The sequence below is a fragment of the Streptosporangium sp. NBC_01639 genome, assembly GCF_045209755.1.
In the GTDB taxonomy this organism is placed as follows: Bacteria; Actinomycetota; Actinomycetes; order Streptosporangiales; family Streptosporangiaceae; genus Streptosporangium.
Genome location: NZ_CP109272.1, coordinates 4515872 through 4535398, shown reverse-complemented (window position 1 = coordinate 4535398; position 19527 = coordinate 4515872). Strand labels below are relative to the sequence as shown.

The window sequence follows — 19527 nt, the reverse complement described above, 5'->3', positions numbered from 1 at the left end:
CGACTGCCGGGCCGGTGACGGGCCATCAAGGGTGGTGAACGGCGGTCAGTCACGGTCACTCGCGGAGAGCCGTCCACCCGGCTCGCGGCCCGTACGGCCCAAGCGCGGACCGATGTGCAAGCAGGAAGTCAGGAGTCCGACGTCAACCTCGTGAGAGCCAAGGGCGGGCCCAATCGTGCCTTCTCCCAGACGGCTGTCAGATCGCTCTGCCGGGCAGAGCGTTCACTCCGGCGCAGGCTCGGCCTTTTCTCCCGTCGGCCTCGGATAGCGTCGATGCCATGCGGCTTCACGTGGGATGCGCGATGTGGACTCACACGCCATGGCAGGGACGGTTCCTGCCGCATCCGCTCCCTCCCGGGGAGCGCCTGCGGGCCTACGGGACCTGGTGCAACGCGGTGGAGGGCAACACGACGTTCTACGCGACACCGGCGAGGAGCACAGTGGAGTCGTGGGCGTCGCAGACCGCCCCCGATTTCCGCTTCGTGGTCAAGCTGCCCAAGTCGATCACACACGGGCACCGTCTCACCGGCATCGACGAGGAGCTTCGATCGTTCCTGGAGGCGATCGAACCACTCGGGCCGCGAGCCCACGCCCTCTGGATCCAACTGCCGGGATCATTCGCCCCGGCCGACCTCGGCACCCTGGCGGGCTTTCTTCGCCGGCTTCCCCGCTCGCACAGATACGCCGTCGAAGTCCGCCACCGCGCGTTCTTCGAGGACGCGCGATCTGCGGGGCTTCTCGAAAGGGTTCTCGCCGGGGTCGATGCCGAGTGGGTCCCGTTCGACACCACCGTCCTCTTCCAGAGCCCGCCAACCAGCGACGCCGAGCGAGACGCGTGGACGAAGAAACCGCGCGTGCCGCGCCGGTCATCGGCTCTCACCGACCGTCCGATCATTCGCTACCTCGGCCGGGACGCCACGGCGCGCACGGTCGAGGGCTGGCAGTACTGGATCGGCGTGGTCACCGAATGGCTGTGCGAAGGCCGCTCGCCGACCGTGTTCATCCACACCCCCGACAACGCCGACGCGTTGATGCTCGCCCGTCGTTTTCACGACGACGTGCGGGCCCGGCTGCCCGGGATCGAGCCGCTGCCCGAGCCCATGCCGACCGAGCCGCTGACCCTCTTCTGACCGCCGAACCTCCCGCCGGGCGTCGGCGGCGAACCCGTCAAGGGAGGCGGCGAACCCGTCAAGGAAGGCACCGGACCCGGCGGCGGAACACCGTCGAGGTCAGGCCGGTCGTCCCGGCTGCTCGGCCCGGTCGGCAGACGGGATGTCAGGAGTTCGAACCGCCACCGCTCCGTCCGTTGCCTCGGCCGGTGTGGGCCTGCTGTCGTACCATCACAGTGCACACGATCTCAAGCCCACGAGCCATCAGGGGCCCACGACGATGAGAGCCCGGACGACCTCGAAAGCGGGCCCGTCCAATGAAGAGATCCGCAGGCGGAATCTCGGCACCCTGCTCCGGCATGTGCATCTGGGAGGACCCGCCTCCCGTACGGCGCTGGCCGACAGGATGGGCCTGAACCGCAGCACGATCATGGCGCTGACCACGGAGCTCGCCTCGGCGGGTCTGATCCGTGAGGAGCTTCCCGGCGAAACCGGCAGAGCGGGCCGTCCTTCGTTGGTGGTCAGGCCGGAGTCCCATCGGGTGTACGTGTTGGCCTTCGATGTCGCCGTGGACCGGCTGCTGGCCGCCCGGGTGGGACTGGGGGGCATGATCCTGGCCCGTAGGGAGGCTGTCCGGCGGCGTAAGTACCCGGACCTCGACGACGTGGTCGGGACACTCGCCGAGTTCGCCCGGCAACTGATCCGTGACGCGCCCCGGGACGCGGTATGCGTCGGGGTCGGCGCTTCTTTCTGCGGGATGATCCGGCCCGCTGATGGGATGGTGCGTTTCGGGCCGAACACGGGCTGGATGGACCAGGCGTTCGGTGCTGAATTCGGCCGTCGGTTGGGGCTCGGGCTGCCGGTACAGGTGGGCAACGAGGCCCACCTGGGCGCGATGGCCGAGCACGAACGCGGTGTGGGTATCGGTTATCAAAACCTGATCTACCTGCACGGTGACGTCGGGGTGGGCGGCGGGATCATCGTGGACGGCAAACTGCTGGACGGCAACGACGGTTATGGCGCCGAGGCCGGGCACATGGTGGTGAACCCCTACGACGGGCGGCTCTGCGGATGCGGTTCGCGTGGCTGCCTGGAGGCGGAGGTCGGTGAGCAGGCATTGTTCGCCGCTGCCAACCGATCCGCCGAACTGGTCGGCCACGACGGGGTACGCGCCGTGGTGGACGCGGCCGAACAGGGCGACACCGCGGCCCGGGAGGCGCTGCACCGGATCGGCGATTGGCTCGGGATCGGCGTCGCGAATCTGATCAATGTCTTCAATCCCGGCCTGGTGATCTTCGGTGGGATGTTGCGCGAGGTCTACCGGGGTTCGGCGGTTCAGGTCCGCAACCGGATCATGGCCAATGTACTGCCGGTTTCCCGGGAGAGAGTGCAACTGCGAACCGCAGCGCTGGGAGACGACACCACTTTGGTCGGTGCGGCCGAACTCGCTTTTTCCGATCTGCTCACCGACCCACTGGAAGCGCTCGGCCGCCGGACCGATATCACCAGCTCAACCTAGACCGCGGCGGCACTCCGGTAGCACCTGGGCGAGCGTCGACGAGCTGTCGCGCCTCCCCTCGACGCCGTCGCCGTACGCAAGGTACCGAACGATCTGATGGCCCGGGAAGGCGACTTCCTCCCCGTGTCATCGCATCCGCATCCGCCCGGTACGGCTCATGGCCGGGTCGCGCACTCCGGGTCACGGCCGGGGCGGTGCAGATAGCGATGAATGAGATATCCGTCCGCTTTTAAGGGCCCTAGGCTGTGCGCTGTGACTCCTGGGCGGATGGTGATCGACAACCGTTTCGAGCTGATAGAGCGGCTGGGGAGCGGTGGCATGGGCACGGTGTGGCGTGCCCATGATCTTGCCCTGCACCGTGACGTGGCGCTGAAGGAGGTCCGCCCGTCAGGCCCGATGGAGGAAGATCCCGGCAGGGCGCGGATGCTGCGCGAGCGGGTGCTGCGAGAGGCGCGCGCGCTGGCCCGGCTCGACCATCCCAACGTGGTGACCATCCACCACATCGTGGACGCGACCGAGATGGCGCACCCATGGATCGTCATGGAGCTGGTGCGCGGTCGCTCCCTGCAGGACCGCCTCGCGCAGGGGCCGCTGGCACCGGCGGAGGCGGCGCACCTGGGGCGCGGGATTCTGGCCGCGTTGCACACCGCTCATATGGCGGGCATCTGTCATCGCGATGTGAAGCCCGCGAACGTGCTGTTGCGCGCCGACGGCAGCCCGGTGCTCACCGATTTCGGCATCGCGGCGCTGCATGACGCGCCCGGTCTCACGGCCAACGGCGATCTGGTCGGCTCGCCCGAGTACATCGCGCCGGAGCGGCTGCGTGGCCAGGAGGGCAATCCCGCCTCGGACCTGTGGTCCCTGGGCATGCTGTTGTACGTGGCGGTGGAGGGCAGCCATCCCATGCGCCGCCCCACCGTGATGGCCACACTCGCGGCCGTACTGAACGGTCAGGTCCCGCCGCCGCACCGGGCCGGTCCGCTGGCGAACGTCCTGAGGGCTCTGCTGACACAGGATCCAGCCGCCCGCCCATCGGCGGCGGAGCTTGACCGGATGTTGAGCCAGGCGGCCGGCCAGACCCCAGACACGCAACCCCCGTTCCCGCTTCCGGTGCCGCGCCGCGGCTCCCGTCGGCTCCGTGCGGTGACGATCGCCGGGGCTGTCACACTCAGCGTGGTCCTCACCACTCTGGTCCTCCTCCCCAACCTTCGAAACGACCCTGAAGACAAGGTGACCCCCGAGGTCTCGCACTCCTCCGGCGGCCTCGCGATCAACTCCGTCACCCCCGGCGTGGAGCCGACCGCGAAGCACAGCACGGAGCCGACCGCGGAGCCGACCGCGGAGCACACCGGGTCCGGAACGCTGCTGACGCCCAGCCGGATCATGGAAGTGATCAAAGCGATGGAGGCGGCGGCGGGCAGCACCAAGTTCATCCGTTTCACGGTGTACGACGAGCACGCGAGCGCGGATGCCCTCGTCCCCGGCAGGAAGGATGTCTACGACACCTTCACCTACCGGGACGGGCAGGTCAGCCGCCGCAACGGAAGCATCCTGATGCCGGGCCAGCGGGAGGTGAGGTTGAGATCGTTCAACTGGAACGCGCTTCCGGCACTGCGGCGCATAGCGGATCGGAAACTCGGCATCACCGATCCGAGCATGCGTTACGTGATATTGGAGGGCTCCTGGACTTTCGCGAACAATCAACCGGTGCTGCTGGTCTATCTCATCGACGACCACATGGCCACCGGCTATCTGGCGGCGAACCTCAAGGGCAAGGTGCTGACGATGATGCCGTGGGGTAACTGAGCGGAAGACATCCGGTCCGCCGCCTGCGGCACCGGCGAGGCGAGCCGGCTCACCCGGATCGTGCCAGTCGAAACGGCCGATGCGATCAGGCTCCGACGGTCCCGTCGATCCCCTCGCGCAGGAAGTCGGCGTGCCCGTTGTGTCGGGCGTACTCGTGAATCAGGTGCATCATCACCATACGCAGCGACACGTCCGCACCCCACCTGGGCTGGTAGCCGGTCACGTCGAGCGACTCGGCCGCCTCCTCGATCCGGCGGGAGTGCCCGACCTCCGCCTGCCAGGCGTCGAACGCCTCCGTCCGGGTGGCCGCACCCGCGTCGTACGCCACCTGGTAGTCGCCCTCGTCCGACCACACGAGCGGGATGTCCTCCCCGTTGATCACCCGGCGGAACCAGGTGCGCTCCACCTCGGCCATGTGCCGTACCAGGCCGAGCAGTGAGAGCGTCGAGGGTGGCATCGACCGGCGGCGCAGGTCCTCGTCGGAGAGGTCGTCGCACTTCATGGCGAGCGTCGCACGGTGGTAGTCGAGGTAGGTGCGCAGCATCTCGCGCTCGCCCGCGGTCGGGGACGGGCCGACCCGTTCGGTGGTCACCGCTTGGTCCTTTCCCTGGCGGCGATGGAGCTCCGGCCTCAGCCTTGCTGCGGTGAGCTCCATCGCGGTGGTCATGTCGTGCGGGCGGTCTCGTGGTCTGCGAACCGCGTTAGCCGAGACTACTGCGCCGGTGGCGCGCGGTGCGCCGGCCCCCGACGCACCGGAGATCGCGGTACGGGGGCGCCGGCTCCGCCGGAGGTGCCCGCGGATCGGATGCCGGGCACGACACGGCGGACGCTCACCGGTGACTCATCCTTCGGGGGGCATGCCCGTTGCCGCGGTCTATCCCGGTCCGCCGGGGACCGCGAGGCCGGTCTCGTAGGCGGCGATCACCGCCTGGACCCGGTCGCGCAGACCCAATTTGGTGAGCACGTTGCTGACATGCGTCTTGACGGTGTGCTCGCTGACCACCATGGTCTCGGCGATCTCCGCGTTGGACAGCCCGCGCGCGATCATCTGGAGCGTCTCCTGCTCGCGGGCCGTGAGCGCGGCGAGCCGCGTGGCCGGGAGGGTGACGGGACGGGCCACGGCTCTGGAGGTGAACTCGGCGATCAGCTTCCTGGTGATGGAGGGCGCGAGCAACGACTCTCCGGCGGCGACCACCCGTACCCCGTGCACGAGGTCGGCGCGGCGGACGTCCTTGAGCAGGAATCCGCTCGCACCCGCCCGCAGCGCGTCGTAGACGTAGTCGTCCAGATCGAAGGTGGTCAGCATGAGCACCCGGCAGTCGCTCTCGGCGCACACGATCCCGGCCGCCTCGATGCCGTCCATCGTGGGCATCCGGATGTCGAGAAGGAGCACGTCCGGCCGGTGCTCGCGGACCGCCGCGACTGCTTCGGCACCGTCGCCGGCCTCGGCGACGACGTCGATGTCGGGCTGGGCGTCGAGGATCATGCTGAACCCGGCACGCACCAGCTCCTGGTCGTCGGCCACCACGACTCTCACGGTCATGCCGTCACACTCCGTCTCACGACTCTCACGGTCATGCCGTCACACTCCGTCTCTGGCGGCCCGGTCGCCGTCGTCCGCGCATCTCGTGGTCATGCCGTCACCGCCAGCGGCAGCCGTACGACCACCTGGAAGCCCGGTGCGTCCTGGCGGGGGCCCGCGGTGGCGGAGCCGCCGCAGGCGGCGGCGCGCTTGTGGATGCCGACCAGGCCGTTTCCGCCGGAGGGGAGGGACGACACGGAGCCGCGTCCGTCGTCGGTGATGCTGATCATGAGCGTGTCGTCCTGCCAGCGGAGTCGGATGTCGGCGCGGGTGGCGCCCGCGTGCTTGACGATGTTGGTGAGGGCTTCCTGGGTCACCCGGTAGGCGGCGACCTCGGTGTCGGGGAGCAGTTGCCGCGGCTCGCCCGAGACGGAGTAGGCCACGCTCAGCCCGGTGCCGGAGACCTGCTCGGCCAACGTGGCCAGGTCGCCGACGGTCGGCTGCGGAGCGCGCGGACCGGTCTCCTCCTTGAGCACGTTCAGCGTACGGCGGAGCTGGACCATGGCGTCGCGTCCGGCCGAGGCGATCGCGTCGAAGGCCGCCTCGGCACGGGCCGGGTCGCTCCTGACCACGACGGGGCCGGCCTCGGCCTGCACGACCATGAGGCTGACCGCGTGCGCGAGGATGTCGTGCATGTCGCGGGCGATCCGGGCCCGCTCGCGTTCGGCGGCCCGTTCGGCCTCGACCTGGCGTTCGCGCTCCAACCGGGCGGCCCGCTCCTCCAGGGCGGTGGCGTACGCGCGGGAGGCGGCGGAGGCGCGGCCGACCGCGTACGCCGCGACGAACAGCACGACGCCGCGCAGCGCGGTCTCCGAGGAGCCGACCAGGAGCAGTCCGCCCACGGTCGCGATGACGATCATGATCACCCGGGGCAAGTGGGCGGAGCGCGCGGCGACCGTGTAGATCGCGATGAGCCCGCCGTACCAGATCGGCTGTGCGGCCACCCCGTCCACGAGGTCGTAGAGGGAGGTCGCGAGGAGGGTGGCCGTCAGCACGGCCACCGGCGCCCGCCGCCGCCACACCAGGGGTACGGCGGAGGCGATCACGACCGCGTATCCCCACCAGTGCCACGGTCCGCCGTGGGGGTTCTCCCGGGAGAAGAACGGCCACAGCTGCACGACCATCACGAGCACGGCGAGCGCCGTGTCCAGCCACAGGGGCGGAAGGGACCGCAATCGGTCACGGACGGGGATGAGGAACGGCAGGGCGGACACGAGGTCCAATCTTGCCGCCTCGTTCCGGTTTTCGGACATCGAGGGCACGGAGGACATGGGTGTCCGGTTACCCGAGGGCGTGCGCGGGCCTGGCGGGCCTGGCGACCCGACCGGCGAGCGGGACGAAGGACACCAGCAGGCAGACGGCGCCGAGCGGGATGAAGTCCTTGTCGAGGAACGGGAGGAGAAGGTCGAGCAGGACCAGGAACGGCGTCCAGACCTTGACCCGGCGGGCGGCGGCGAGCTGGACGACGAGCGCGAGCTGGGCGAGGTAGAAGAGGAACGGGCCGCCGTCATAGACCAGGAAGGGGACTCCGGGGACGGACTTGATCTGGTCGAAGTAGACGCTCATCCCGGCGTGGTCGGCGGACATGAAGCCGACCGCGATGTCGATGGCGAACTGCGTGCCGACCGCCAGGACACCGAGGATCCCGACCGACGCGCTCACGGTGGAGAGGGTGTTCCGTCCCGCCAGCCGGCGCATCTGCAGGAAGACGGGGACGAAGAAGGCGAGCGCCGCGATGAAGGCGAGATGGCCGGAGGTCCAGGCGAGGCCGGGTCCTCGGCTGCCGTCCAGCCCGTCGAAGATCCGGATCACTCCGTAGGCCAGGACGAGCAAGGGGGCTGCGACGAATGGGATGCGGGGGTTCATCAGGGGGCTCCTCAGCGGCGTGCTTGTGCCTCAATCCTGGTTTTCCGCGGCCGGGAAGTAATCGCCGGGAAGAGCGATCTCCGCACTCCCTCCCGCGAGGGAGCGTGCCTCCCCCGTACCGGCGATCTCGCGGGACACCGGGCGTCGGGTTGCGGTTTTCCCCAGCCTTCCCCCGGTGGTCTCTGCCCGGGAAGTCAGCGGTCGTCCCCATGGCCGGAGGACACCGCCGCTCCGTAGCGTTCCGGCATGATCAGAACGTTTTCCAGAAAGCCGGCCGTCCTGCTGGCCGTGGCGTCCCTCGCCGCGGGGCCGGCCGCCGTCGCGAACGCGGATGTCCGGGCGGAGTCGCCACAGGCGGAGGTGAAGGTGCTGCTGGACGGGCTGGTGAGGGCCGGGGCGGCGACGGCGGCCTCGGTGCGGCTGCGGGAGCGGGAACAGGACTGGGCGGCCGCCGCCGGAGTTCGGGACCTGAAGTCACGCCGGCCCGCCGACGCCGACGGCTACTTCAGGATCGGCAGCGTCACCAAGACGTTCGTGGCGACCGTGGTCCTCCAGCTCTCCGACGAGCGGCGCCTGCGCCTCGACGACCCGGTCGAACGGCATCTACCCGGTGTCGTTCCCAACGGCGGCCGCATCACCGTCAGGCAGGTTCTCAACCACACCAGTGGCCTGCACGACTACATGAGCGAGCCCGGATACTCGACCAACCGCTGGCGCGGGGTGGACCGGTTCCGCGACTACACGCCGGCGCACCTGCTCAAAGTGGCCTTCAGTCGGCCGCCGGACTTCAAGCCCGGCGAGAAGTGGCGCTACTCCAACACCAACTACATCGTCGCCGGGCTGCTCGTCGAGAAGCTGACCGGCAGGCCGTACGGGGAGGAGATCGGGCGCAGGGTCCTCCGCCCGCTGCACCTCACGCAGACAATCGTCCCCGGCACCCGGCCCGGCCTGCCCGGCCCGCACGCCCACGGCTACACGACCCTGTCCACCGGTCAGGTGGTGGACGCCACCCGGATGGACCCCTCCCTGGACTGGGCCGCGGGTGAGATGATCTCGACCACCCGCGACCTCACCGTCTTCTTCGACGCCCTTCTCGCCGGAAAGCTGACCAGTGCGCGGTCGCTGGACGCGATGCGGGCCACGGTGGCGACCGGGGTGGGGTTCCGGTACGGCCTCGGCCTGCAGGAGTACGCGCTGCCGTGCGGCAGGAGCCTGTGGGGCCACAGCGGCGAACTGCTCGGCTACATGACCTTCGCGTTCCGCTCCGACGACGGGCGCCGGCTCGCCATGTCGGTCAACCCCGGCACCCGCAAACCCTCGCAGCAGGAGATGTTCGCCATCGCGGGTACCTTCCACTGCAAGGGGTGACCGCCGGATCCCGTACGGCACGCGGAGCATAGTGAGATCCCCCGGGCGCGTCTTCAGGACGTAACCAAACAGTGGAGGTGATCGTGGACGCCGCAGAGGAGCGACGGTTCCGCGAGTTCGTCTCGACGCGGTCGCCCGCGCTGATGCGGCTGGCCTACCTGCTGACCGGGGGTGACCAGCACGCGGCGGAGGACCTCCTGCAGAGCGCGCTGGCCAAGACGGTCACCAGGTGGCACAGCGTGGACACACCGGAGGCGTACGTCCGGCAGGCGATGTACCGCCAGCAGGTCTCCTGGTGGCGCCGGCGCCGGGAGACCGCCGTCTCCGAGTCGCCCGATCGGGCTGTGGCCGACGGCACGCACGGGGTCGAGCTGCAGATCGTCATGCGCCGGGCGCTGGCCAGACTGACGGCCAGGCAGCGGGCGGTGCTGGTGCTGCGCTACTACGAGGACCTGCCGGAGGCCGAGGTCGCGCGCATCATGGGCTGCTCGGTCGGCACGGTCCGCAGCACCGCTCATCGTTCCCTGGCCCGGCTGCGTGACCTCGCACCTGAGCTGCGGGAGCCGTACATGATTTTCGGGGAGGCATCGGCATGACCATCGACGAACTCGTCAGGCGGACCTTTCGCGACTGGTCCGACGAGGCGCAGGTCCCCGCCGACCTGGCGTCGAAGTCGCTCGGCAGGCGCCGGCGTCACCGGCTCAGGGCGTTCGCGGTGGTCGCGGGGGCGACCGCGGCCGCCGTGGCCGCCGCGTTCGCGGTCCCGGCTCTGGTCGAGGGGCAGCAGGGGGGCGGCGACCGGGCGGCAGTCGTCGTCATGACCGATCCGAGCCCGTCCACGGAGACGGTGGGGGATCCGGACGCGATCTTGCCCAAGACCCTGGTGGCGGCGGGTGGCACGGCGGTCTACTCCTACTTCACCTGGGAGAACGTGAAGACCTCCAACGATCGGGAGGTGCGGAAGCTGACCTGGCACCGCTACGACAAGGGCGAGCAGGCCTACAAGAAGACCCCCTGGGCGTGGCTTGACGTCGCACCGGGCGGGGAGGCGGTCGCCGTACTGGAGCAGCTTCCCGCGCGCCGGGTCGGAGTGATCGCCGGTCCCGGCGCCGAGGTCCGGTGGATCGACGTGGAGCAGCCGGCGGGAGCGGTGCAATGGTCACCCGACGCCAAGAAGCTGCTGCTCACCAACTACGGCGGCAACCCGGACGAGTCCTACCCCATGGTGAACAACAGCCAGAAGATGATGCCCGCGACCCGGACCGGGTACAGCATCGTCGACCCGGACAGCGGGCAGGTCGGGTTCCACCCGGTGGAGCAGGATGAGAACAACGCGTTCGCCACTCGGCTGGACTTCTCCTGGAGCGCGGACGGCACGCTGGTGTGGGAGCACAACAGCACCCCGCCCGGTACCAAGAAGTTCTACGATCTGGACGGCAATCCGCGCCCGGCGCCGCCGGAGGTGGCCGAGACCTACCAGCAGGCCGGGTTGTCGCCCGGCGGCCGGTTGATCGCGACCGACAGCCCGGACCGGCGGAGCGCGGTCACCGGGGTGAAGGATGTGGGCACCGGCAAGGTGACGCCGCTCCTGCCGGTGGACGGCTACTGGATCGAGCAGCTCGCAGCCTGGGCGGACGACGACCGTCTGATCGCCTGGGCATGCGAGTTCAAGGCACCCGACGGCTGCGTCGGCAGCGAGTTCCGCAACCGGTTGGTCCTGGTCGACCTGGCCGGGGGGAAGACCGTGCCGCTCACCGGCTACCGCGAGAACAGCCAGAAGCCCGGTTCGTGGGAGCCGGTCTTCTCCCGCCGCTGAGCGACCGCCGGTCGCAGGATCGGTGACCGGCCACAAGGCCGCGGAGCCGTACGAGGTCCACACCCTTGTCCGGCTCCGCGTAGGGAAAACCTCTCGCCATATGGCTATATGTCAAAATATGCTCCCGATCGTGACATTTGACTGGATTCCGCTGACCAAGAACGACGTGGGCGCGTGGGCCGAACTGCTGGCCGCGGTGGAGGCCACCGACCGTATCGGGGAGCACTACAGCGCGGACGACCTCGCCGAGCAGCTCGCCAACCCCCTGCTCGACGTGGCCGAGGGCACCCTGGCCGCCTGGGACGGGGACCGGATGGTGGCCGCCGGCCTCACCGCCTGCCGGCCCGCCGCCGATCCGGTTCACCAGATGTCCCTGTGGGGCGCGGTCCATCCGGACTACCGCCGTCGCGGTCTCGGCGGGCACCTGCTCGACTGGGCGATCCGTACTACCCCGGTGCTGCACGGCCGCCGTTTCCCCGGCAGCCCCCTCGAACTCCACGTCTACCTGGACGACGGCAACGAGGGCGCGAAGACCATGGTGACCCGGGCGGGCATGGCCCCGGTCCGCTGGTTTCACAGCATGAGCCGCGACCTGGGCACCGACCTGCCCGCGAGTGACCTGCCCGACGGCCTGGAGATCGTCACCTATCGCGCGGACCTCGACGATGCCGCACGGCGGGTGCGCAACGCCTCCTTCACCGACCACTGGGGCAGCGTCCCGCACACCCCGGAGAGCTGGAAGAGCTTCATCACCGGCGTGCAGGCGTTCCGTCCTGAGGGGTCCTTCGTCGTCCAGGACGGGGCGGGTGAGAGCGTGGCGGTGCTGCTCACCCACTACTTCGCGGCGGACACCGAGGCCACCGGCGTCCGCGAGGCCTGGATCCAGATCGTCGGAACCCTGCGGGAGTGGCGGGGCAGGGGTGTGGCCGCCGCGCTGCTCGCGCACGCCCTCGCCGAGTTCCGCGCCCAGGGGTACCAGAAGGCCGGGCTGGGCGTGGACGCCGACAACCCGACCGGTGCCCTGGGGGTCTACACTCGTGCCGGATTCGTGGTCGAGCACCGTGCGACCACCTACGCGCTCCCGATCGGCTGAGGCGGACGACGCCCCGGAGGTCCGGGCATGTGTTTTCATATCACCGGGAAACGGGCGTGCAGCCGTGCTCCCGAGCTTTTCTCGGCCGCCCTGAGGCTGCCGCCGTGCCGTAGCGCGATGTCCCGGGCGATGGCGAGCCCGAGCCCCGATCCGCCCGCGTCCCGGTCCCGTGCCTCGTCCAGCCGGGTAAACCGGTCGAAGACCGCCTCACGCTGCTCGGCCGGGATACCGGGGCCGTCGTCACACACGTCCAGCACGGCCTCGTCTCCGTCCGAGGACAGCCGGACGGAGACCGTGGAGTCCGCGTGCCGTACCGCGTTGTCCACCAGATTGGCCACCAGGCGGCGGAGCTCCTCGGCCGAACCGCGGACCAGCACGTCGGCGGCCACCTCCAGCCCGACGTGGATCTCCGGTCTGGGCCGGGACCGGATCGCCTCCTCGGCGGTGACCTGACCCAGGTCCACCTCCTCGTGACAGGCCGGCTCGCCGGCGTCCAGACGGGCCAGCAGCAGCAGGTCGGAGGTGAGGCTCTGGATCCGTCCCACGTCCGTCAGGGCCTCGGCCGCCAGCGGCACGGACGGCGCGAGCTCCAGACGCGTCCGCAGGACGGCCAGCGGGCTGCGCAGTTCGTGGGCGGCGTCGGCGACGAAGCGCTTGTGCCGGTCGACGGCGAACTCCAGCCGGTCGAGCGTGCGGTTCATGGTCTCGGCGAGCCGGGCGATCTCGTCCCGGGAGCGCGGCACCGGGACCCGGCGATGCAGGTCGCTGGCGGTGATGTCGGCCATCTCGGTGCGGATGGCCGAGACCGGCGCGAGGGCCCGGCCGACGGCCAGCCAGGTCAGGGCCGCGACCAGCAGGAGCAGGGCGGGGATACCGGGAAGCAGTAGGCCCTGGAGGGTCTGCAGGGCTGCTTTGGTGGGCTCCAGAGATGCCCTGGCCTGCACGAGCATCATGCCCTCAGTGGTGTCGACAGGTACGGTGATCATCGCGAAGGAGTCGGCGGGCGCCCACCGCTCGGCGGATACGGCAGCTGCTCGGCCGACGACCTTCCGGGCACCGGCCGTCTCCTGACCGCTGATCGTCTGGGGGACGTCCCGCTCGGAGCCGCTCGCCGCCCTGGGTAAGAGGCCCGGTCGGAGGACGCTCGACCGGGAGACGTCCGGTCGGAGGAGCCGGGTCGTGGCCGATGCCCACTGGTCGGCGGAGAGGTCGTCCTCGTCGAGGATCTGCACGTCGGGGTCCAGACGATCGACGGTCCGACCGGCAGTGGAAGCGGCTTCGGCAGCGGTGGCGAGCCGGGCGGCGGTGACGTCGGCGCGGCGAGCAGCCTCGGCCGAGGTGCTCTCCACCAGGCTGCCCCTGAGCACCCCGACGAGCGCCACCGCGGCGACGCCCAGCGCCACCGCGACGATGGCGGTGGCCGCGAGGGTCGCCCGGACCCGGACCGACAGGTATGACATCCTCAGGCCTCCAGCCGGTATCCGGCGCCGCGCACCGTCACCAGGGACGACCGGCCGAACGGAGAGTCGATCTTGCGGCGCAGCGCGCTGATGTAAACCTCGACGATGTTCGGGTCGCCGTCATAGGAGAAGTCCCATGCCTGGGCGAGCAACTCGCCCTTGGAGACCACCTCGCCCGGCCTGCGGGCCAGGCCATGCAGGACGGCGAACTCCTTCGGGGTGAGCGGGATCTCCACCTCGCCCCGGCGGCAGCGGAGCCCGGCCGGGTCGACGGTCAGGTCGCCGACCGTGATGGAGACCGGCCTGGCCTGCCCACCCCGGCGGATCAGCGCGCGCAGCCGGGCCAGCAGCACCACGTAGGAGAACGGCTTGGACAGGAAGTCGTCCGCGCCGGTGTCCAGGGCCTCGGCCTCGTCGTGCACCCCGTCCTTGGCGGTGAGCATCAGGATCGGCGTCCAGTTCTCCGCGTCCCGGAGCCTCGCGCAGACGGTGTAGCCGTTCATCCGGGGCAGCATGACGTCGAGCACGATCACGTCGTAGACGTTCTCGCTCGCCATCCACAGGCCGTCGCGCCCGTCGTGGGCGACGTCCACGGCGAACCCCTCGCCGGCCAGTCCGCCCTTCAACAGGTCGGTCAGGCGCTTCTCGTCCTCAACCAGCAGCAGGCGCATGCCGCCCAGCGTGCCGCAACCCACCTAAAGCCAACCTGAAGACGGTTTCGGCGGCGTTCAGGCTGGGTTCAGCCGGCGCGAGGGACGGTGTGACCGCCGGATCCGATCAATCGAGGAGAACAAGAATGCGCATCCGTTTTCTCGCGGCGGCCGTGGTCACCACCGGTGCACTGATGGCGACCCTGACCGGCGCGGCCAGCGCCTCCAGTGAGCCCGCCCCATCCGTTTCGGAGACGATCACCATCACCACCTGCGGAGGTCCCGACGGCAAGGGCTCCGTCACGGCGCGCAGGCTCACCGAGGCCGAGCTGAAGGACCTCCGGGCCAAGGGCCCTGCCACGGCGCGCAGGCTCACCGACGCCGAGATCGAGGACCTCCGGGCCAAGCGCAAGGTATGGGCGGAGGCCACCGGGGCCACCGACGCGGTGCCCGCCACGCCCGCCGTCCCGGCCACCCCGCTCGACCCGCCCACGTCGGCGGAGATCAAGGACGCCGGGGCCCACGTGGTCTTCGCCCTCCCCACCGAGGAGGGCGAAGACCTTTCCGGCGAACTCCGTGACGCCGTCCAGCCGGCCAAGGAGGCTCCGGCCGGCAGGGTTGCGCGAGGGAGGGCCCTCCCCAAGGGCATGGTCATCTGTGAGCTGAAGGACGAGAAGGCCGAGAAGGCCGGAGAACCCGGGCAGTAGCCCACGGCGCGCGCCGTACCGGACGGGGACCGGTGCGGGTGCGCGGTCCCGAGCAGTGGGACGTATCCCACCGTTCCGGACCGCGGAGCGGAGCGCGGGCCGGAACGGCAGGGTTCCGGCAGGACCGGGTGACGCCCTGGACCGCAGTCCCGGCGTCGTCCCGGTGAGATGAGCTCCAAGAAGTACGGCCCGCACCATCCATCCGGTGCGGGCCGTACTTCGATGAATCAGGACATCTTCTTGGAGACCTGATCTGCCTGGGTCTTGGCCTTGTCTCCAAGCCCGTCAGAAGCGGACTCGGTCTTCGACGCGACGCCATGCGCCACCTCGGCTGCCTTGTCCGTGGTGGACTGCGCCTTCTCTCCCATCCAGCGGGACGCGTCGGCGCTGCTGTCCTTCATCGCCTCGGTCCACTGATCGGCGCTCTTGCGGTACATCACGAAGCCGACGGCTCCGACCGCGAGACCGGTGAGCAGCAGAACCATCGGCCATTTGCGTGACCTCGCCGCCGGTGCGGGATCCACCCTGGCGGCCGCCTGCGACAGCATCGCGCTGATCTTCGGTGCCAGCTGTTCCTCGAAGGAGTGCGCGGCGGCGTCCAGCTTCGGTGCCGCCCATTCCCTGGCCACGAAGACCTTGTCGTTGGCCACGCCGCGGGCCTGGGTGGCCACGTCGCGGGCTTGAGCGGCTACGTCGCGGGCCTGAGTAGCCGCCTCACGGGCGTGACCGGCCGCGTCACGGGCGTGGGTGGCCATCGGTCCCACCCGATCGGCGGCGCGTGCGGCCTGACGGGCGGCCTGAGCCTTAACCTGACCCAGCCGCGTTTCCGGTACCACTATCTCGATGTGGCGCTTTCCAAATTGTGCAAGAGGCACTTTAACCTCCCCAGTCGTCGGGGCCCCGTTGCCACCCCTGCCCGCTCGAAGGCGGCTCAATCATGACCGGCCGTGGGAGGATGTTCGACGGACCGGCTACGGTCGTAATGACGAAAACACCATACGAACAGCAACTTGCACCGGCTTTAGCCAACACCAGAAGGGGGCAATCCGATCGTGGCTGAGAAGTTGATCGCGAACCTGACCACCAACCGCGGCACCGTGAAGATCCAGCTCTTCCCGGACCACGCGCCCAAGACCGTGCGCAACTTCGTCGAGCTGGCCGAGGGCGCCCGCGAGTGGGTGGACCCGAAGACCGGCCAGAAGACCACCGGCAAGCTCTACGACGGGACGGTCTTCCACCGGGTCATCGCCAGCTTCATGCTCCAGGGCGGCGACCCGCTCGGTCAGGGCACCGGCGGCCCGGGCTACAAGTTCGACGACGAGATCCACCCGGACCTCTACTTCAACCGTCCCTACCTGCTTGCCATGGCCAACGCCGGCATCCAGGGCGGCCGGGGCACCAACGGCTCGCAGTTCTTCATCACGGTGGTGCCCACACCGCACCTGAACGGCAAGCACTCCATCTTCGGCGAGGTCATCGAGGGCCAGGACGTCGTCGACGCCATCGCCAAGACCGACACCGACGCCCGGGACCGGCCCAAGGAGCCGGTCGTCCTGGAGTCGGTCACCATCGACCGCGTCCAGGGCTGACTGTCCGAAAAGGCGGCCTCCGCGCGGAGGCCGCCTTTTCGCGTGCTCAGATGCTCAGGATCTTAAATAAGCTGGCAGTCTGTGGACAACAGCACGGTCGAAGGGGCCAGGGAAACGCCATGACCACCCAGCCACCCAGTCAGCCGCCTGGCGAGCCCGAAACCGCCGCCGTTCCCACGTGTTACCGGCACCCAGGCCGGGAGACGTACGTGCGCTGCCAGCGCTGCGAGCGGCCCATCTGTCCCGACTGCATGCGTGACGCCTCGGTCGGCTTCCAGTGCCCCGAGTGCGTCGCCCAGGGCAACAAGACGGTACGGCAGGCACAGTCGGCCTTCGGCGGCCGGGCGGTCGCCGTCCCCCGGGTCACCTGGGCGCTGCTGATCGTCAACGTCCTGGCCTACGCCGCGGAGACGCTGAGCACCGACTGGGTAACCGACACCTTCGCGATGAACGCCGGGGCCGTCGCCTACAACGGCGAGTGGTGGCGCCTGATCACCGGGGCCTTCCTGCACATGCCGCTGAGTGCGGGCACCTTCGCGCTCACCCACATCGTGTTCAACATGTGGGCCCTCTACGCCATCGGTCCCGAGCTGGAACGGCGGCTCGGCTCGGCCAGGTTCCTGGCGCTCTACCTCCTGGCCGCGCTCGGCGGCTCCGTCGCCGTCTACCTGTTCGGCATCGCCGCGGTGGGCGCCTCGGGTGCGATCTACGGCATGTTCGGCGCGCTGTTCGTGGTCTCCAGGAAGCTCGGTTACGACGCCCGTGGCGTGCTCTGGCTGATCGGTATCAACGCGGTGATCACCATCATGATGCCCAACATCAGCTGGCAGGGACACCTCGGCGGTCTGATCACCGGCGCCCTGGTGGGCGGGATCTTCGCCTACGCCCCGGCGAAGAGCCGCAACGCGGTCCAGTGGGGAGGTTACGTGGCGCTGCTCGTGGTGCTCGTCGCCCTGGTCCTGCTGCTCCCGCCGTTCGCCTACCAGGCCGAATTCAGCTTCCCCGGATGATCCACACCCTGATGCGTCCCCAGGGTGTGGATAAATTCTGTGGAAAAACCTAACGCCAGCGGGTGGACAACACCACACCGAAGATGATGAAAACGAACCCGATCAGTAGGTTCCAGTTGGTGAGAGCCCCGATGAGCGGGGCGGTGGGCGCCACGTAGTAGATGGCGATCCAGAGGATTCCGATGATCCAGGAGGCCACCATGACCGGCGCCAGCCAGCGCGGGCTCATCGTGACCTGCTGGGTCGTCTGCGGCGGGGTGTAGACCGCCTTCTTGCGAGTCTTGGGCTTGGGCACTGGGTTTTCTCCTGCGTCGACCCTGCGCGATCCGGACCGGGCGCAGGCTATGTCAGCTAGCGTAATCGCTGGTGGGCGAAGACCCGAGTAAGAATAGTCGCCGCATGCGGGACATGGCGATCCCAGAAGCGATCATCGCAGCGCAAACCTTGGACCAACCGCGTGGCTCGTGCCCGTCCACGGTGATCCACCGTCATTAGCCTGAGCCCATGAGGGCCGCTCTGAGAGCGTTCGGGGAGCTGGGCATCACCGCCGGAGTGATCGTTCTTCTCTTCTGTGCCTATCTCCTCTGGGGGACCGGCGCCTACACCGCGCAGCAGCAGACGGTGCTGCGCAGGCAGCTCCTGCAGGAGTTCAAGAAGAAGGAGCCCCCGCGGCTCGGCGCCATCCGGCTGGGCGGGGCGATGGCGCTGCTGAGGATCCCCCGGTTCGGGCACGACTACCGCTACGCCATCGTGGAGGGCGTGGGCCCGGAGGAGCTGCGGCTGGGCCCGGGGCACTACCCCGGCTCCGCCATGCCAGGAAAGATTGGAAATTTCGTGCTTTCTGGACATCGGACCACCTACGCCGCGCCCTTCAACCGGATCGGCGAACTCCGCCGCGGCGACGACATCGTGGTCGACACCCGCGAAGCCCGCTACACCTACCAGGTCACCGGCACACGTGTCGTCGCGCCCACCGAGGTCGGCGTCGTCGCCCCGGTCCCCGACCGGCCGGGCCGCAAGCCCACCAACGCCCTCATCACCCTGGCCACCTGCCATCCGGAGTACTCCGCCGCCCAGCGGCTCATCGTCTTCGGCAAACTCGGCAGCAGCCGGGAGCGTCTCGGATGAGGAGCCCCGTCTACGGCTGGATCTGGCGGCTGCTCCCGGGCGGTCTCGTGACCAGGGTCTTCCTCGCGGTGGTACTGGCGGGGCTGGCGGCGGCCGTACTCTGGTATCTCGTGTTCCCCTGGCTCGAACCCCGCGTCCCTCTCGACCACGCCATGGTGGGCCGATGACCCGCGTCCTCGTGGTGGACAACCACGACAGCTTCGTCCACACCATCGTCCAGTATCTCCGCGAACTCGGCGCCACCTGTGACGTGCGCCCGCGTGACCACGTGGTGGCCGAGGACGCGGCCGGCTTCGACGGCGTCCTCGTCAGCCCGGGGCCCGGCACCCCCGAGGACGCCGGGGTGAGCGTCCCACTCGTCGGCTACTGCGCGGCCCACGGCCTTCCGCTGCTCGGCGTCTGCCTCGGCCACCAGGCCATCGCGGTCGCCCACGGCGCCACGGTGGCGCGTGCTCCGGAGCTGATGCACGGCCGTACCAGTGCGATCACACACGACGGCCGCGGGGTCTTCGCCGGGCTGCCGTCTCCGGTGACCATGACGCGCTACCACTCGCTGGCGGTCGTGCCGGAGACGGTCCCTGCGGTCCTCCAGGTCACCGCGGCCACCGCCGACGGACTGGTGATGGGCCTGCGCCACCGCACCGCGCCTGTCGAGGGGGTGCAGTTCCACCCCGAATCGGTGATCTCCGAGCACGGCCACCGGCTGCTCGGAAACTGGCTCGCGGGAATCGTGTAACGCCGGAACCGTCTTGAACGACTAACCAGTGAGCCCTTCCGTCATCGCCCCCGAGTGACGGAAGGGCTCTTACGTGTTTCCGGCGACC

Annotated in this window: 21 protein-coding genes; 13 read left to right on the top strand and 8 right to left on the bottom strand. The window is 69.6% G+C overall.

Going from position 1 to position 19527, the window contains the following annotated elements; genetic code table 11:
• Window positions 1-278: 278 nt before the first annotated feature.
• The 3 genes from OHA77_RS20670 to OHA77_RS20660 all read left to right on the top strand — a co-directional run bounded on the left by OHA77_RS20670 (window position 279) and on the right by OHA77_RS20660 (window position 4434).
• A complete protein-coding gene (locus OHA77_RS20670; protein WP_406319747.1) occupies window positions 279-1130 on the top strand; it encodes a DUF72 domain-containing protein in 852 nt (283 codons plus the stop codon).
• Window positions 1131-1389: 259 nt separating this feature from the next.
• Window positions 1390-2628: an ROK family protein gene (locus tag OHA77_RS20665; RefSeq protein WP_406319746.1), complete on the top strand. Its 1239-nt coding sequence runs from the start codon at window positions 1390-1392 to the stop codon at window positions 2626-2628.
• Between the two features lie 252 nt (window positions 2629-2880).
• The gene (locus OHA77_RS20660; protein WP_406319745.1) at window positions 2881-4434 is read left to right on the top strand and encodes a protein kinase domain-containing protein; all 1554 of its coding nucleotides are present in this window, start codon (window positions 2881-2883) and stop codon (window positions 4432-4434) included.
• A gap of 85 nt (window positions 4435-4519) precedes the next feature.
• Here OHA77_RS20660 and OHA77_RS20655 read toward each other — a convergent pair whose 3' ends face one another.
• The 4 genes from OHA77_RS20655 to OHA77_RS20640 form a co-directional block, all read right to left on the bottom strand.
• The gene (locus tag OHA77_RS20655; protein WP_406319744.1) at window positions 4520-5026 is read right to left on the bottom strand and encodes a DinB family protein; all 507 of its coding nucleotides are present in this window, start codon (window positions 5024-5026) and stop codon (window positions 4520-4522) included.
• A gap of 282 nt (window positions 5027-5308) precedes the next feature.
• Window positions 5309-5977 carry a response regulator gene (locus tag OHA77_RS20650; protein ID WP_406319743.1) on the bottom strand — a complete coding sequence of 223 codons (669 nt, stop codon included), beginning with the start codon at window positions 5975-5977 and terminating at the stop codon, window positions 5309-5311.
• An 89-nt stretch (window positions 5978-6066) separates the two neighbouring features.
• The gene (locus OHA77_RS20645) at window positions 6067-7269 is read right to left on the bottom strand and encodes a sensor histidine kinase (RefSeq protein ID WP_406319742.1); all 1203 of its coding nucleotides are present in this window, start codon (window positions 7267-7269) and stop codon (window positions 6067-6069) included.
• 28 nt (window positions 7270-7297) lie between these two features.
• A complete protein-coding gene (locus OHA77_RS20640; RefSeq protein WP_406319740.1) occupies window positions 7298-7882 on the bottom strand; it encodes a hypothetical protein in 585 nt (194 codons plus the stop codon).
• 246 nt (window positions 7883-8128) lie between these two features.
• Between OHA77_RS20640 and OHA77_RS20635 the strand changes: the two genes are divergently transcribed.
• The 4 genes from OHA77_RS20635 to OHA77_RS20620 all read left to right on the top strand — a co-directional run bounded on the left by OHA77_RS20635 (window position 8129) and on the right by OHA77_RS20620 (window position 12159).
• On the top strand, window positions 8129-9250 hold the full coding sequence (locus OHA77_RS20635) for a serine hydrolase domain-containing protein (protein ID WP_406319739.1): 1122 nt from the start codon (window positions 8129-8131) through the stop codon (window positions 9248-9250).
• An 83-nt stretch (window positions 9251-9333) separates the two neighbouring features.
• Window positions 9334-9846 (top strand): SigE family RNA polymerase sigma factor, encoded by a 513-nt coding sequence (locus OHA77_RS20630; RefSeq protein WP_406319738.1) that lies wholly within the window; start codon window positions 9334-9336, stop codon window positions 9844-9846.
• Entirely contained in the window at window positions 9843-11066 is a 1224-nt protein-coding gene (locus OHA77_RS20625) for a hypothetical protein (RefSeq protein ID WP_406319737.1), read from the top strand. Before OHA77_RS20630 ends, OHA77_RS20625 begins: the two co-directional genes overlap by 4 nt.
• A 130-nt stretch (window positions 11067-11196) precedes the next feature.
• On the top strand, window positions 11197-12159 hold the full coding sequence (locus OHA77_RS20620) for a GNAT family N-acetyltransferase (protein ID WP_406319736.1): 963 nt from the start codon (window positions 11197-11199) through the stop codon (window positions 12157-12159).
• Window positions 12160-12194: 35 nt separating this feature from the next.
• Here the strand turns inward: OHA77_RS20620 and OHA77_RS20615 are convergent, their stop codons facing one another.
• Both OHA77_RS20615 and OHA77_RS20610 read right to left on the bottom strand, forming a co-directional pair.
• On the bottom strand, window positions 12195-13619 hold the full coding sequence (locus tag OHA77_RS20615; RefSeq protein ID WP_406319734.1) for an ATP-binding protein: 1425 nt from the start codon (window positions 13617-13619) through the stop codon (window positions 12195-12197).
• A gap of 2 nt (window positions 13620-13621) precedes the next feature.
• On the bottom strand, window positions 13622-14290 hold the full coding sequence (locus tag OHA77_RS20610) for a response regulator transcription factor (RefSeq protein ID WP_406319732.1): 669 nt from the start codon (window positions 14288-14290) through the stop codon (window positions 13622-13624).
• Window positions 14291-14415: 125 nt separating this feature from the next.
• Between OHA77_RS20610 and OHA77_RS20605 the strand changes: the two genes are divergently transcribed.
• Entirely contained in the window at window positions 14416-14976 is a 561-nt protein-coding gene (locus tag OHA77_RS20605) for a hypothetical protein (RefSeq protein ID WP_406319730.1), read from the top strand.
• 227 nt (window positions 14977-15203) lie between these two features.
• On the opposite strand, the gene OHA77_RS20600 is transcribed toward OHA77_RS20605, so the two are convergent.
• Window positions 15204-15731, bottom strand: a complete 528-nt coding sequence (locus OHA77_RS20600) for a hypothetical protein (RefSeq protein ID WP_406319728.1) — start codon at window positions 15729-15731, stop codon at window positions 15204-15206.
• Window positions 15732-16028: 297 nt separating this feature from the next.
• Here OHA77_RS20600 and OHA77_RS20595 point away from each other — a divergent pair, with 297 nt between their 5' ends.
• Both OHA77_RS20595 and OHA77_RS20590 read left to right on the top strand, forming a co-directional pair.
• The gene (locus tag OHA77_RS20595) at window positions 16029-16565 is read left to right on the top strand and encodes a peptidylprolyl isomerase (RefSeq protein ID WP_406319727.1); all 537 of its coding nucleotides are present in this window, start codon (window positions 16029-16031) and stop codon (window positions 16563-16565) included.
• A gap of 119 nt (window positions 16566-16684) precedes the next feature.
• Window positions 16685-17575, top strand: coding sequence for a rhomboid family intramembrane serine protease (locus OHA77_RS20590; RefSeq protein ID WP_406319725.1), 891 nt, complete (start codon window positions 16685-16687; stop codon window positions 17573-17575).
• 49 nt (window positions 17576-17624) lie between these two features.
• Here OHA77_RS20590 and OHA77_RS20585 read toward each other — a convergent pair whose 3' ends face one another.
• Window positions 17625-17870, bottom strand: a complete 246-nt coding sequence (locus OHA77_RS20585; protein ID WP_326826679.1) for a cell division protein CrgA — start codon at window positions 17868-17870, stop codon at window positions 17625-17627.
• Between the two features lie 209 nt (window positions 17871-18079).
• On the opposite strand from OHA77_RS20585, the gene OHA77_RS20580 reads away from it, so the two are divergent.
• The 3 genes from OHA77_RS20580 to OHA77_RS20570 are packed head-to-tail and all read left to right on the top strand — an operon-like array spanning window position 18080 to window position 19439.
• A complete protein-coding gene (locus tag OHA77_RS20580) occupies window positions 18080-18703 on the top strand; it encodes a class E sortase (protein WP_326826680.1) in 624 nt (207 codons plus the stop codon).
• Window positions 18700-18870, top strand: coding sequence for a hypothetical protein (locus tag OHA77_RS20575; RefSeq protein ID WP_326826681.1), 171 nt, complete (start codon window positions 18700-18702; stop codon window positions 18868-18870). The genes OHA77_RS20580 and OHA77_RS20575 overlap by 4 nt, the downstream gene beginning before the upstream one ends.
• Window positions 18867-19439, top strand: coding sequence for an anthranilate synthase component II (locus OHA77_RS20570; RefSeq protein ID WP_406319723.1), 573 nt, complete (start codon window positions 18867-18869; stop codon window positions 19437-19439). Before OHA77_RS20575 ends, OHA77_RS20570 begins: the two co-directional genes overlap by 4 nt.
• Window positions 19440-19527: the final 88 nt, after the last annotated feature.

Coding starts and splice junctions, on each gene's coding strand:
- OHA77_RS20590 (WP_406319725.1), top strand. CDS start 16,685: ATGACCACCCAGCCACCCAGTCAGCCGCCTGGCGAGCCCGAAACCGCC.
- OHA77_RS20575 (WP_326826681.1), top strand. CDS start 18,700: ATGAGGAGCCCCGTCTACGGCTGGATCTGGCGGCTGCTCCCGGGCGGT.
- OHA77_RS20650 (WP_406319743.1), bottom strand. CDS start 5,977: ATGACCGTGAGAGTCGTGGTGGCCGACGACCAGGAGCTGGTGCGTGCC.
- OHA77_RS20635 (WP_406319739.1), top strand. CDS start 8,129: ATGATCAGAACGTTTTCCAGAAAGCCGGCCGTCCTGCTGGCCGTGGCG.
- OHA77_RS20645 (WP_406319742.1), bottom strand. CDS start 7,269: ATGTCCGAAAACCGGAACGAGGCGGCAAGATTGGACCTCGTGTCCGCC.
- OHA77_RS20670 (WP_406319747.1), top strand. CDS start 279: ATGCGGCTTCACGTGGGATGCGCGATGTGGACTCACACGCCATGGCAG.
- OHA77_RS20610 (WP_406319732.1), bottom strand. CDS start 14,290: ATGCGCCTGCTGCTGGTTGAGGACGAGAAGCGCCTGACCGACCTGTTG.
- OHA77_RS20600 (WP_406319728.1), bottom strand. CDS start 15,731: ATGGCCACCCACGCCCGTGACGCGGCCGGTCACGCCCGTGAGGCGGCT.
- OHA77_RS20570 (WP_406319723.1), top strand. CDS start 18,867: ATGACCCGCGTCCTCGTGGTGGACAACCACGACAGCTTCGTCCACACC.
- OHA77_RS20580 (WP_326826680.1), top strand. CDS start 18,080: ATGAGGGCCGCTCTGAGAGCGTTCGGGGAGCTGGGCATCACCGCCGGA.
- OHA77_RS20615 (WP_406319734.1), bottom strand. CDS start 13,619: ATGTCATACCTGTCGGTCCGGGTCCGGGCGACCCTCGCGGCCACCGCC.
- OHA77_RS20625 (WP_406319737.1), top strand. CDS start 9,843: ATGACCATCGACGAACTCGTCAGGCGGACCTTTCGCGACTGGTCCGAC.
- OHA77_RS20665 (WP_406319746.1), top strand. CDS start 1,390: ATGAGAGCCCGGACGACCTCGAAAGCGGGCCCGTCCAATGAAGAGATC.
- OHA77_RS20605 (WP_406319730.1), top strand. CDS start 14,416: ATGCGCATCCGTTTTCTCGCGGCGGCCGTGGTCACCACCGGTGCACTG.
- OHA77_RS20640 (WP_406319740.1), bottom strand. CDS start 7,882: ATGAACCCCCGCATCCCATTCGTCGCAGCCCCCTTGCTCGTCCTGGCC.